Raw genomic sequence first — 12,595 nt, 5'->3', positions numbered from 1 at the left:
CCTTCTCATAGATTTATTAACGGTGTTATCGGCACAGGCCACAGGAACTTTACATTTGCGAAAGGGAAAAGCGCGGGGTTAAAACGCGACGTCAACAATCAGCGTATCGGTGTAGGTGCCGGCGGGCGGCGTGGCCTGATTGGTCAGAACCTTAGCGGTATAGTTGTAGGTACGCAGCAACCCGTCGGTACTGATCTGGGACGACGTCGCGCTGGTCCAGCGCTCGGTGCCGCTGCCGCCCCAGCGGTTGCCGCTGGCTTCTTTATAGATGTCGTAGCTCAGGTAGTTACTGCCGCTTACCATCCGGCGGACATTATTAAGAGCATTGGCACCATTATTAATGCCAATGGTGTAGGTGCTGCCTTTGGTACAGGTAACGGCAATCGCCTGCGAAACGGTGGGAAAACTTTGCACCAGCGGCGCGCTGTTAAAGTTCACGTCCGGCGTGGTCATGGCGCTGCAGTCGTTGGTGACGGTCATGTTAAGCAGAATACTGGTCGTTGCGGTTCCCGACTGGGGAGATGTACACAGGCTTCCCAGGCCGACGGCGCAGACGTTGTAGTTGATGCTAAAGTTCAGCAGCACCTGGTAAGGCCCGGCAGTCACGTTTTGTCCGGGGACGGTGCGAAAATAGAGCGGAATGTTGTACTGCTTTGACCCGAGTAGCCCCAGCAGGGTATTCCCGCTCCAGGTATACGATTTACTTATCTGCACCTCGCTGCTGCTCGCGCAGCCGGATAATCCGCACAGCCGGGTGGGGATCACGTCTGTAATAGCGGCATTATCCGTGCGTTTCATGGTCGCGCGGCTGTTGCCCGAAACCGACGCCGCGGTGTAGTTCAGGGTCACCGAGTCGTTGGTTAGCACATTGAGCACGGCGTCACACGCCACCACCAGCGTGCCGGTGGTTTGCACTTCCCCGGTCCCGCTCAGCGCAAACGAGGTGACGCTGCCAAACGACGCATTAACCGTACTGACGGTACACGCCGCCCAGCCGCCGCCGGAAAACAGCAGCAGCGTCAACAGCAGCAGGCACCTCATGATCCCTCCCGACAAACCAGCGGTCCGTAGGTTTGCAGCTTGTGCCCGGGATTGGCCCCCACGGTCAGGGTCGCCGTGCAGCGTTTTCCGCCAGGGGTGATCACCTCAAGCGGGTTGACATCGCTGAGGTTTTCCAGCCAGGCAATACCGTCATACCCCACCACCGCACTGCTGCGCGAGGCGCGTCGGACCTGGCTTCCCACCGGGATCGCCTGGCCCTGCGCATCGTGCAGGATGACGCTCGCCACCCGCTCCTGCTCCATCGGGAAGTCCACCAGATATCCGCTGTGACGGCGAATGGCGATCCGCCGCTCCGTCTCCTTCAGCCGGGTATCCGCCGGCAGATTCAGCGTATCGATTCGGTAGCTTGCCGGATAATAGGCCGACACCCCGCTGACCAGCAGGTAGCCGTTATTGTTCGTTTTGCCGACGGGCTGGTTCTCATAGCTGACGGGCACGTCCGGATGGCCGTCGGTGCTGATCACCACAAACGCATCGTTGATTTTGTTCGCCGCAAACAGCTCGCCGTCCATCAGAACAACGGCGCCCATCGCTTCGCCCCACCAGGTCATGGACTCTCTTTCACCATAGCCGCCGCCCTGCAGTTCAATGTTGTTATTGCGCCAGCCCAGGGTTCCCTGTTGATAATCACGCGAGCGTGACTGGTTGGCCCAGGCCATGTTCCAGCTAAACCCGCCGTCAGAAGGCATAGAGTGGTTATAGTTAATGCGCTGCGTGCTGCCTGCATCCGGGGTGTTTTCGAAGGTGACGGCAGCGCTGTCGCGTTCACCCAGCGGCACCTGCAGCGACAGCGCGACCGTCCAGTCCCCACGCTGCTGGTCCCGGCTGCCGGCCAGGTAAATGCTGCTCGACCCCCAGAGATTGCGGCTCCAGGAGAGATTCAGCAGTTCCGTTTTCTGGCTGTCAAAGCTCTCCACGCCGATCCAGGCCGCGCCGATATTGCCGTACTGCCCCAGATTGAAGGTCAGAGAATACTGGTCGGTATTGCGGCTAAAGCTGGCGATGGGCCGGTCATTTTCGTCATACACCGTCGGCTGATCGTAGAGAGCGAGATTGCCAAAGCCGCGATCGCGACGGGTGTGCTGGGTCGCGACGCTAAATTCGCTGGTGCTGTACTGATAGCCCCAGCTGATTTGCCCGCCGTCGTCTCCGCGCATGCGGCTTTGTGAGTAGGAGGTATTCACCACGCCAAACCGCCCCAGCTTTATCACCGTCCCCGCCCCGCCCAGCGCCAGCTCTTCTGCCCCTTCCGCGTGGCCCTCCAGCGTCAGCCAGTCGGTCACCCCGTAGCGATACGAGCCGCTGCCTGCCGCCGGGCCGTAGTCAAAATTCCTGATGCCGTAATTGCGGCGCAGGCTGCCGAGCGTCACGGCCCCGTCGCTCAGCCCTGTTTTAAGCAAATCGCTGGTGACGTAAAACGGCAGCGTGGTGCTCACCTGTCGTCCCAGCGCATCGGTGGTGACCAGCACCGCATCCCCCGCCCCGTTGATATAGGGCAGATTGGTCAGGGTGAAGGGCCCCGGCTGAAGCTGCGTTGAGCCGGATCGATAGCCGTTGATGAAGAGATCCACCGAGGTGGGGACCGCGGCCTCCCCCGAAAACTCGGGCAGCGGCCATGTCACCAGGTCCGGGCGCAGGGAGAAATCGCGTCCGTAGCTAATACCGCCCATCCGCACGCTGGAGGTCCAGCTCAGGGCATCGCTGATCACGTCTCCGGCGCTCCAGGTGGTCGCGTCATCCTCATTCGTTATCAGCAGCGTGGTGTCATAGCGAACATACCCTTCCTGCTGGCCGTCGTTTCCGGTGAAATTTTTCCGGGCGTATCCGGTGGAGGAAAACGAGCCGTTCTCGTCGAAGTAGCGGAGCTCATGCCAGAGCGACGCCTGGCCGCCAACGTGCTCCGTGTGGTTGGTGTAGAGATCGTAATTCAGCAGCGCCCCGCGTCCGTAGTGCGGTTTGGACTGCGCCGTTTGCGCGCTAAAGGGCGTGACCCGGGCGGTGATCCAGTCCCGGGGAAGGGTCAGCAGCAGTCGCTGCCCGGCGCTGTCGTACTCCACGCGCACCTGGCTCAGTGAGGCGAGATTCACCTCTCCGGCGGGCACATGCTCCGGGGGAAGCCCCGCGCGCAGCAAATCGGCGCTGGAGATAAAGAAAGCGCCGTTGCGCTGCGTCACGGGTACCACCAGACCGGTGTCGTAGTGGTTGAGCACGAGGGCAAGCTGAAAGACCGCTTCATCATTTACCGCCTGTGCCTGGGGAGGCGGCGGCAAACTGTCGTCGCCGGGATCGCCCCAGGCTGTGGTACTGACGCAAAGCAGCATCATCATTGCCGGCTTCAGTTGACGGGAGGCGACTGCCATTGTTCGTCCCTGGCATTAATCTGCGCGCTCATCCGGTCTGGCTGACGAACGCCAGCGGGTATCGGCCAGCTGCGGGTGCTGCCCGGCAGAACGTACCCCAGTAACCCCTCCGCTACGCTGCGTTTTTGTCCCCCCTGCGTCAGCGACACCTGGCTAAGCCTGACGTGCACATCCCCCTGATTACGCACCTGTAATGCAGGTTGTCCTCCCTCCTGCGTCACCCGCCAGCTCAGGCTTCGGGTCTCCACCAGCGCGTGATGCGCCCCCTCTTTCAGGGTCGGGATCCCCTGTCCGTAGACAAACAGCGGAATGGAGTAACGCATCTGTAATTTGAGGCCGATGGCGGGCGCGTCTTTGCCGTCAGGCTGCGGAATTTCATCCACGATAATGCGGTAGGCCTGTTCGACGCCCGCGGGAACCGCGCCCTGTTTAATAAGACGAATCAGCTGCTTATTGCCTTTCTGGATGGTGACAATGGGTGGGCTGGCTACCACGTCCTGCTGCGCGCTGTAGCGTTCGTACCCCCCCTCCTGCTTCCAGCGCACAATGCGCACCTGCATGGTCGTTGCGCTGTTCCCCTGGTTCTGGATCCACAGCTCCGTAGCGTTAGCATCTGCGGCAAGCCAGGGATCGATGGGCCAGAGCAGAATAGTGGCCGCCGCCTGCGCCTGTCCGGCTGCCGCGACGCCTGACAACGCGCTCGCCAGACACAAATGCCTGATAAATGGCTTCATTGCCTCTCTCCCTTTATTACCATGACAAGGTCACGGTGAGCTGATCGGAATAGGTTCCTGCCGGGCTAAACCCGGTCAGTAGCGCCACGCCAAATAGCGGCAGCGCGATGTTATTGCTGTTGGTATAGGTCACCGGTATCGCCTGGTTAACGCCGATTTCGCTGTTCGCGGCCAGCGAACTGCTGCTGTACAGACGGTAAGGGACCATTTCCGTCCCGTTCGTGCGCTTCATTCGGCGAACGGATGAATAATTCTGACCGCCGTTAATGCTCATACTCAGCGCCACGCCCGGCGTGCAGGCGATGGACAAGGCCCCGTTCGGCACAAAGCTGGTGCTCACCGGCGCGCTTGCCACGCCGTTATGGGTGCCAAAATCCAGCGTACCGAGAAGCCCCCCGCTGCCGGTAGCCACAGCGCATCCCGGCACAATGGTCGCGCTGACCTTAAAGGATTGCGACGTCACCGCCCCCGCCGTAGGGAGCAGCAGCAGCCCGACGATCAGCGCGAAAAAAGGCTGCACGTGTCCCTCTGCGCTTTTGCGCAGACCTATAAAAGGTGCCTTCATGGCAGTGCAGATCTAATAGGTTACGCTGACGTTAATCGTGTCGGTATAGGTGCCTGGTACCACCGTTACGCTGTTACCGCCGCCGGTAATACGTCCGTAAAGGGTGTAACTGTCAACGCCCCCCGCCGTGGACGCGATAGGCAACGCGGCGTTATTGGCAATCAGGGTGTTGAAGCCACTGTCGCTGTACAGGCTGTAAGCTACGCCCTGCGCCGTATTGGCCGTGTTTACCAGATAGCGCGCGGGCGTTCCCGGCGAGCCGACAACGGTGCCAGGTGCCGTGGAGTTGGTGTTGCCGGTGATCGCCACCGAATAGCTGGCGGTCGTACATTGAATGGTGAAGGTATTTCCGCCGCTGGCGCCGGTTAGCTGCGTGGTGAGGGTGGAAAACGTTGCGGGATGGGTACCGAAATCGAGTATCCCGAAGTTAATGCCGCTTTGCGCGGGCGATCCGTTAATCAGACAACCGTTTGTCAGCGTCAGCGTAGCGCCAATGGTGCCGTTGCTGGTGACGGCCAGCGCATGATGGGCTGTTGTCGCAGTCAGCAACGTGCCTGCGCAGATCAAAAGGAGTTTTCTTTTCATTTACCACCCTCCAGAAGACGTCTCCGTTCCCTTGCGACATTTTATTTTTAACGTTCAAGATGTTAGCCCCGCTAAACCTTCCTCAGAGGGGGTTATTGAGAATTTAGTTTACGGATATCGCTTCGACCACCCGGCGCATGGCAGGCAAAACCCATGTCCTGATAACTTTATTTGTAGATATAAAACAATGGGTTAAAACAAAAAAAAGGAATATTCCTGCACATTGACTGAGGATATATCCATCAAAATGTGATAAGGATCACAATATATCGTTCGGGCATTAACAACAAAATTAATAAAAATTAAAAAGGAGTTGTATCCCCCTACGCTTTGCGTCAATTTATGTGCCGAATATTTTCCCGCGCAGTAATAAAAAATTTATATGTATCGGCGCGGGCTACATCTGAAGCGCATAGAGGGTCTTTTTTCGTGGCAAGTGCAAACAAACTCACACTCTTCATCGTGATATTCATGCTGGCGGGTATTCTTTCAGGGGCGGCAATTCACGAGTACGCATCTGCGGATGCCATCAAAGCCTGGTCGGATAATATTACCCTTCTGACCGATATTTTCCTCCGTCTGATCAAAATGGTTATTGCGCCGCTGGTCTTCAGCACGCTGACCGTGGGCATTATGAAGCTGGGAGAGACCTCCACCATAGGCCGAGTGGGCGGCAAAGCGATGGTGTGGTTTATCAGCTCATCCGTGCTCTCCATTCTGGTCGGACTGTTTATCGTCACGCTGGAGCGTCCGGGAAGCGGTCTGAACCTGACGATCCCAACCGAGGCGGTGGATACCGGTCTGGCCGTGGGCGGGATGACGCTGAAGGCGTTCCTGTCCCACACCATTCCCACCAGCATCGCGGGGGCGATGTCGAACAATGAGATCCTGCAGATTGTGGTGTTCTCGATGTTCTTCGGCATCGGCGGCGCGTCGCTGGGGCAGAAATTCAACGCGCCGCTGGTGGCCGCGCTGGATGTGGTTTCCCATATCATGCTGAAGGTAACGGGTTACGTGATGTACGTTGCGCCGCTGGCCATCTTCGCGGCGATCTCCTCCGTCATTGCCACGCAAGGTCTGGGCATCCTGTTGAACTACGCTTCCTTTATTGGCGGCTACTACGTTGCCATTCTTCTCACCTGCATGGTGCTGCTGGCCGTGGGTTACATGGTGCTGAAAAAAGAGGTGTTTCGCCTGGTCAGCATGCTGAAAGATCCGGTGCTGGTCGCGTTCACCACCAGCAGTTCTGAAGCGGCCTACCCTAAAACGCTGGAGCAGCTGGAGCGCTTTGGCTGCTCGCGCAACATCGCCTCTTTCGTCCTGCCGATTGGCTACTCCTTCAACCTGGTGGGGTCGATGGTGTACTGCTCTTTCGCCTCGATGTTTATCGCTCAGGCGTACAACATTCACCTGAGCTTCTCTGAGGTAACGGTGCTGATGTTGACCCTGATGCTGGCGTCGAAAGGGATTGCGGGCGTGCCGCGTTCTTCGCTGGTGGTGCTGGCCGCGACGATCCCGAGCTTTAACATTCCGGTAGCGGGCATTCTGCTGCTGATGGGGATCGACCACTTCCTGGATATGGGCCGTTCCGCGATTAACGTGCTGGGGAACGGGATTGCGACGGCGATGCTCTCGCAGAATGAAGGCGCGCGGGAAGCGGAAGCTGAGCTGGTAAAGCAGGAAGCGTAACGGTATGAAAAAGGGTGAGGCCTGATGCCCTCACCCCGGCCCTCTCCCACGGGGAGAGGGAGCAAACACAAAAACGGCAACCGAGTTGCCGTTTTGCATTTACCTACGCTACATGATTCGCCGCGATATCCAGCAGCGCCATCTCTTCGCTGTTCAGCAGCTTCTCGATGTTCACCAGAATCAGCATACGCTCGCCGAGCGCGCCCAGGCCGGTCAGGTATTCGGTCGACAGCGTGACCGCAAACTCCGGCGCAGGGCGGATTTGGTCAGACGTCAGCGAGAGGACGTCAGATACGCCATCCACCACGATACCCACCACGCGCTGTCCCAGGTTCAGGACGATCACCACGGTGTTGTCATTGTAGTCAACGTCGCCCTGGCTGAACTTCACGCGCAGATCCACGATTGGCACAATCACGCCGCGCAGGTTGGTGACGCCTTTAATAAACGCTGGCGTGTTAGCGATGCGGGTAACCTGGTCGTAACCACGAATTTCCTGCACTTTCAGGATATCGATGCCGTACTCCTCATCGCCCAAAGTGAATACCAGGAACTCCTGCCCTGATGGCTCGCCCGCCAGTTTCGTTACATTACTCATACCGGTCATGTTATTACCTTCTACTTAATCAGGCGGCTGTGTACGCCACACGTTGTTCACGATTTAATCCCTGAAGCGCCGACACGTCGACGATCAGCGCCACGCTACCATCCCCCAGAATGGTGGCAGCAGAAATACCCGGCACCTTGCGGTAGTTGCTTTCGAGGTTCTTCACCACCACCTGGTGCTGACCAATCAGCTGATCGACCAGCAGCGCGTAGCGGCGGCCCGCGCTTTGCAGGATCACCACGATACCCTGCGTGGCCTCGGTCTTCGCCCCGTCAACTTCGAACACTTTCCACAACTCGACCAGCGGCAGGTACTCGCCGCGCACCTCAAGCACGCGCTCGCCGCCCGCCAGCGGATGCAGATCTTCTTCGCGCGGCTGCAGGGATTCCATCACCGCGTTCAGCGGCAGAATGAAGACTTCGTCCGCCACTTTGACCGACATGCCGTCGAGGATCGCCAGCGTCAGCGGCAGCAGAATACGAATGGTGGTGCCGGAGCCCTGTTTAGACTGGATCTCAACGTGGCCGCCCATCTCCTGAATGTTACGTTTCACCACGTCCATGCCGACGCCGCGCCCGGAAACGTCCGTCACCTGCTCGGCAGTCGAGAAGCCCGGCGCGAAGATCAGCATGCCCACTTCTTCGTCGGTCATGTTTTCATTCACCGCCATCCCCTGCGAAATAGCCTTCGCCAGGATGCGCTCGCGGTTGAGACCCGCGCCGTCATCGGTCACTTCAATGCAGATATTCCCGCCCTGATGTTCCGCAGAGAGGATCAGATTCCCGACCGGGGATTTCCCGGCGGCAATGCGGTTTTCCGGCAGTTCGATACCGTGGTCAAGGCTGTTACGCACCAGGTGCGTTAACGGGTCGATGATGCGCTCGATCAGGCTCTTATCCAGCTCCGTTGAGCTGCCCATCAGGGTCAGTTCAATCTGCTTATTCAGCTTGCTGGCAAGGTCGCGCACCAGGCGCGGGAAGCGGCTGAAGACATATTCCATCGGCATCATGCGGATGGACATCACCGATTCCTGCAGGTCGCGGGCGTTACGCTGCAGCTGGCCCATGCTGGTGATCAGATCTCCGTGCGTGACCGGGTCCAGTTCGTTAGAACGCTGTGCCAGCATGGACTGGGTGATCACCAGTTCGCCAACCAGGTTAATCAGCTGGTCAACCTTCTCAACGGCCACGCGAATGCTGGTGGACTCGCTGGAGCGCGCGGCCGGTTTTTCACCACGGCCTGGTGCCGCGGCCTCTTTTGGCACCGCTTTCAATACCGGAGCCGCAGGCGCAACAGCCGGTGCCGCAGCCTGCTCGACGACGGCCACCTCTTCTTGCGCAGCTGGCGCTTCTGCCGCGGCGGTTTCCGTTTCGAAGGCGATCTGGTCGGCTTCAATGACAAAGCACAGCACCGCCACGATATCGTCCTGACTGATACCGTCATCGAGGGTCGCCGCGAGGCTGTCTTTGCCTTTCACTACGTTACTTAACGTTGCCAGGTTACCCAGCTCTTCTTCCAGAAGGTTAACTTCGCTCTCTTTCAGGCGTGACAGCACAACGCGCAGTTTGCCCGCTTGCGCAGCGGCTGGTGCGGCCTCTTCAGCAGCAACCGCATCGACAACGCTCAGTTTTGCCGCAGGGACAACGGCTGCAGCGACCTCACCTTTTGCTTCCAGGGCGAGCTGGCGCAGCGCATTGCAGATGTATTCAAAGCTGGCGGCATCAGGCTCTGCCGAACTTTTATAGGCGTCGAGCTGTTCCTGCATAATATCTTTGGTTTCCAAAAACAGGTTGATAATGTCGGTATTGAGCTGCATCTCACCGCGTCGTGCTTCATCAAGCAGGTTTTCCATTAAATGGGTCGTTTCCTGCAGGATGGTAAATCCAAACGTTCCGGCTCCGCCTTTAATGGAATGCGCCGCGCGGAAGATGGCATTGAGCTGCTCGGAGTCCGGTGCTTCGGGCACCAGATCGAGCAAATGTTGCTCCATATCCGCCAACAGTTCGTCGGCTTCATCAAAGAATGTCTGGTAAAAATCGCTAATATCCATGCTCACGCTATCACCTCGGATTGGCTGGTGGCGATGTTGGAACGGCAGCCGCAGGGACGGCCCCAGGCTGTTTTAAATCGTCCAGTGACTCATTCTGACTTTCGGCGTTTTCGTGCAGGATGGCCTGCTCCGCCTGCTGGTTCAGCACTAAAAGACTGATACGACGGTTGATGGCGTCATCCGGCCCGCGGTCGGAGACGCGCATGGTTGCTGCCATGCCGACCACGCGCAGTACCTTGCCATCATCAAGCCCACCTGCCACCAGCTCGCGACGCGAGGCGTTGGCACGATCGGCAGAAAGCTCCCAGTTGCTGTATCCCTTCTCCCCACTGGCGTACGGGAAATCATCCGTGTGGCCCGACAGGCTGATTCGGTTAGGAATGCCGTTCAGCACCGGGGCAATCGCGCGCAGAATATCGCGCATGTAGGGCTCAACTTCCGCACTCCCGGTTTTAAACATCGGGCGGTTCTGGCTGTCGATAATCTGAATACGCAGCCCTTCCTGGACCAGATCGATTTTCAGGTGCGGACGCAGCGCGCGCAGTTTAGGGTCCGCTTCAATCAGCTGGTCGAGATCGCCACGCAGTTTTTTCAGACGCGCCTGCTCCATCTTTCTTTTCAGCTCGTCGATGTTCGGCTCTTTTTTCACCTCACCCTTCTGCTGGGTGTAATCATCGCCGCCGCCAGGAATCGGGCTTTCGCTATTAGAGATACGCTGCCCACCGGTCACTGCCGTCGCCAGCGGGGTACGGAAATATTCGGCAATCTGGATAAGCTCCTTCGGGCTGGAGATGGAGATCAGCCACATCACCAGAAAGAACGCCATCATTGCGGTCATAAAGTCGGCGTACGCGATTTTCCAGGAGCCGTGGGAACCGTGTCCGCCGCCCTTGTGCTTGCGTTTTTTGACGATGACGATCGGATGGGACTGGTTTTTCATGCGTCCTCAGTTGTCGTCTGTTGGTTTGGGTTTTTCACCGCGCGCACGTGTTCTTCAAGCTCGATAAACGACGGACGCTCGCTGGAGTAAAGCGTTTTACGGCCAAATTCAACCGCGATCGGTGGCGCGTAACCGTTGAGGTTAGAGAGCAGCGTGATCTTCACGCACTGCATCATTTTGGTGGTTTCCGCGCTCTTCTGGCGCAGCACGCTTGCCAGCGGAGAGATAAAACCGTAAGCCAGCAAAATACCGAGGAAGGTGCCCACCATCGCATGGGCAATCAGCGCGCCCAGTTCGGCCGCCGGGCGATCCGCTGAGGCCAGGGCGTGTACCACCCCCATGACCGCCGCCACGATACCAAACGCCGGAAGGGAGTCGCCCACCAGCGCCAGGCTGTTGGCCGGCACTTCAGATTCGCTTTCGTGGGTTTCGATCTCTTCGTCCATCAGCGCTTCGATTTCGAAGGTGTTCATATTGCCGCTGATGATGAGTCGCAAATAGTCGACGATGAAATCCAGCATCATGGCGTCCGCCAGAATGCGCGGATAGCTGGCAAAAATTTCGCTCTCTTTCGGGTTTTCAATATCCCGCTCAAGCGAGAACATCCCCTGCTGACGCGACTTCGCCATCAGGCGATAGAGCAGCGCCAGCAGATCCATATACATGCTTTTGGTGTATTTCGAGCGACGGAACAGCAATGGAATTGCTTTTAACGTGCCCTTGATCGATTTACCGTTGTTACCAACGATAAAAGCCCCTACCCCTGCGCCGCCGATGATAATAAGTTCAGCCGGTTGATAGAGTGCTCCAAGGTGCCCGCCGGTCATCATGTAACCGCCGAAAACTGTACCGAGAACTACCAGGTAACCTAATAAGATAAGCACGACATCATCCTTCCGCTAGTGACTATGGCAAGGACGTCCAGCTCGCAGCGTTTACCGTTTGCGGGGTAAAAAAAAGCAGCGGTAAGGGCTTACCGCTGCTGGAATCTTGCCCACACGTTCGGGTTAAACAGCTTGTTCGATCTGTTCATCCAGCAGTTGTGGAATAATATCGGCAGCATCCCGGGAAAGTTTACGTCTTTTTACTGCGCGGGATGGCGGCTGACATAAACTACAGGCGAAGCTGCCTGCAGGCTGATGAGCATGGGTAATAAAATTGCCGTCGCAGCAATTGCAGCGCGACAGTTCAAGCATTCCGCTCTCAACAAAACGCACCAGCGTCCATGCGCGGGTCAGCGCCAGCAGAGGGCCTTCTTCCTGCTGTGGGCATTGTTCAAGGTAAAGTTTGTACGCTTTGATCACGGCGTCTACGCCGCTGCACAAACCGGTTTTGAGAAGATACTGCCAGGCATTACAGAACATGGAAGCGTGGATGTTCTGCTCCCAGGTCATAAACCAGTCCGTAGAAAACGGCAGCATGCCTTTCGGCGGGGGACTACCGCGTAACTCTTTATACAGTTTGATGAGGCGACCACGGCTCAGCTGAGTCTCGCTTTCCAGCATTTGTAAACGAGCACCCAGCGTAATCAGCTCCATGGCCAGCTGTATGTCACGCGCTTCCTGAACAATGCTTTTTTCGCTCATTGCTAGGCCCTTTTCTTACGGGCTGCGTCATCAGGCTGGCTGATGTCGCTAAGCAAGCGAGTGGAGAGCAGGATACCGGTATGGATCTGTTGCAGATCGTCAACGCGGGATTCCTGCGTCAGACGCGTTATCGTCTGCGGATTATCAAAACGGAACTGGCACACCAGTTGATTCGTTTCCGCCAGTTTTACCATCTGCGGGAGGGTTAATCCGCCCAGCATGGTTGCCATTTCTTCGTTAATACCCAGACGAAACATCGCGGACGCTTTGTCCTGACTAATTAAACGCTGCGCGAGCAGTAAATATGACAGATTGATGTCATAGATATGTTTTAGCAACTCGGATGTATGCATTGTTCCCATCCCGAATAACCAACTATTATTTTTATGCGGAAAGACCGCACCCCGTGATGTCGCC

12 protein-coding genes are annotated in these 12,595 nt (G+C 57.5%); 1 reads left to right on the top strand and 11 read right to left on the bottom strand.

Annotated elements, in window-relative coordinates:
• Positions 1-78 precede the first annotated feature (78 nt).
• The 5 genes from OSH03_RS08945 to OSH03_RS08925 are packed head-to-tail and all read right to left on the bottom strand — an operon-like array spanning position 79 to position 5,306.
• Entirely contained in the window at positions 79-1,041 is a 963-nt protein-coding gene (locus OSH03_RS08945) for a Csu type fimbrial protein (RefSeq protein WP_266178849.1), read from the bottom strand.
• A complete protein-coding gene (locus OSH03_RS08940; RefSeq protein ID WP_266178848.1) occupies positions 1,038-3,422 on the bottom strand; it encodes a fimbria/pilus outer membrane usher protein in 2,385 nt (794 codons plus the stop codon). Before OSH03_RS08940 ends, OSH03_RS08945 begins: the two co-directional genes overlap by 4 nt.
• Positions 3,398-4,156, bottom strand: coding sequence for a fimbrial biogenesis chaperone (locus tag OSH03_RS08935; RefSeq protein ID WP_266178847.1), 759 nt, complete (start codon positions 4,154-4,156; stop codon positions 3,398-3,400). The genes OSH03_RS08940 and OSH03_RS08935 overlap by 25 nt, the downstream gene beginning before the upstream one ends.
• Before the next feature lie 16 nt (positions 4,157-4,172).
• Entirely contained in the window at positions 4,173-4,721 is a 549-nt protein-coding gene (locus tag OSH03_RS08930) for a Csu type fimbrial protein (protein WP_266178846.1), read from the bottom strand.
• Positions 4,722-4,733: 12 nt separating this feature from the next.
• On the bottom strand, positions 4,734-5,306 hold the full coding sequence (locus OSH03_RS08925; protein WP_061097849.1) for a Csu type fimbrial protein: 573 nt from the start codon (positions 5,304-5,306) through the stop codon (positions 4,734-4,736).
• Positions 5,307-5,735: 429 nt separating this feature from the next.
• Here OSH03_RS08925 and OSH03_RS08920 point away from each other — a divergent pair, with 429 nt between their 5' ends.
• A complete protein-coding gene (locus OSH03_RS08920) occupies positions 5,736-6,995 on the top strand; it encodes a dicarboxylate/amino acid:cation symporter (protein ID WP_028013651.1) in 1,260 nt (419 codons plus the stop codon).
• Positions 6,996-7,098: 103 nt separating this feature from the next.
• Here OSH03_RS08920 and cheW read toward each other — a convergent pair whose 3' ends face one another.
• The 6 genes from cheW to flhD form a co-directional block, all read right to left on the bottom strand.
• Positions 7,099-7,602 (bottom strand): chemotaxis protein CheW, encoded by a 504-nt coding sequence (gene cheW, locus OSH03_RS08915; protein WP_014884351.1) that lies wholly within the window; start codon positions 7,600-7,602, stop codon positions 7,099-7,101.
• A 19-nt stretch (positions 7,603-7,621) separates the two neighbouring features.
• Positions 7,622-9,658: a chemotaxis protein CheA gene (cheA, locus tag OSH03_RS08910; RefSeq protein WP_266178845.1), complete on the bottom strand. Its 2,037-nt coding sequence runs from the start codon at positions 9,656-9,658 to the stop codon at positions 7,622-7,624.
• A gap of 4 nt (positions 9,659-9,662) precedes the next feature.
• Positions 9,663-10,592 carry a flagellar motor protein MotB gene (gene motB, locus OSH03_RS08905; RefSeq protein ID WP_061097847.1) on the bottom strand — a complete coding sequence of 310 codons (930 nt, stop codon included), beginning with the start codon at positions 10,590-10,592 and terminating at the stop codon, positions 9,663-9,665.
• Positions 10,589-11,476, bottom strand: a complete 888-nt coding sequence (motA, locus tag OSH03_RS08900) for a flagellar motor stator protein MotA (RefSeq protein ID WP_008500417.1) — start codon at positions 11,474-11,476, stop codon at positions 10,589-10,591. The genes motB and motA overlap by 4 nt, the downstream gene beginning before the upstream one ends.
• A gap of 123 nt (positions 11,477-11,599) precedes the next feature.
• The gene (flhC, locus tag OSH03_RS08895) at positions 11,600-12,178 is read right to left on the bottom strand and encodes a flagellar transcriptional regulator FlhC (protein ID WP_013096051.1); all 579 of its coding nucleotides are present in this window, start codon (positions 12,176-12,178) and stop codon (positions 11,600-11,602) included.
• Between the two features lie 2 nt (positions 12,179-12,180).
• Positions 12,181-12,531, bottom strand: coding sequence for a flagellar transcriptional regulator FlhD (gene flhD / locus OSH03_RS08890; RefSeq protein ID WP_028013654.1), 351 nt, complete (start codon positions 12,529-12,531; stop codon positions 12,181-12,183).
• Positions 12,532-12,595 lie beyond the last annotated feature (64 nt).

The sequence above is a fragment of the Enterobacter nematophilus genome (assembly GCF_026344075.1).
Classification (GTDB): domain Bacteria; phylum Pseudomonadota; class Gammaproteobacteria; order Enterobacterales; family Enterobacteriaceae; genus Enterobacter; species Enterobacter nematophilus.
This window is presented reverse-complemented; position numbering and strand designations above follow the sequence as displayed.

Coding starts and splice junctions, on each gene's coding strand:
- OSH03_RS08945 (WP_266178849.1), bottom strand. CDS start 1,041: ATGAGGTGCCTGCTGCTGTTGACGCTGCTGCTGTTTTCCGGCGGCGGC.
- OSH03_RS08940 (WP_266178848.1), bottom strand. CDS start 3,422: ATGGCAGTCGCCTCCCGTCAACTGAAGCCGGCAATGATGATGCTGCTT.
- OSH03_RS08935 (WP_266178847.1), bottom strand. CDS start 4,156: ATGAAGCCATTTATCAGGCATTTGTGTCTGGCGAGCGCGTTGTCAGGC.
- OSH03_RS08930 (WP_266178846.1), bottom strand. CDS start 4,721: ATGAAGGCACCTTTTATAGGTCTGCGCAAAAGCGCAGAGGGACACGTG.
- OSH03_RS08925 (WP_061097849.1), bottom strand. CDS start 5,306: ATGAAAAGAAAACTCCTTTTGATCTGCGCAGGCACGTTGCTGACTGCG.
- cheW (WP_014884351.1), bottom strand. CDS start 7,602: ATGACCGGTATGAGTAATGTAACGAAACTGGCGGGCGAGCCATCAGGG.
- motB (WP_061097847.1), bottom strand. CDS start 10,592: ATGAAAAACCAGTCCCATCCGATCGTCATCGTCAAAAAACGCAAGCAC.
- flhC (WP_013096051.1), bottom strand. CDS start 12,178: ATGAGCGAAAAAAGCATTGTTCAGGAAGCGCGTGACATACAGCTGGCC.
- flhD (WP_028013654.1), bottom strand. CDS start 12,531: ATGCATACATCCGAGTTGCTAAAACATATCTATGACATCAATCTGTCA.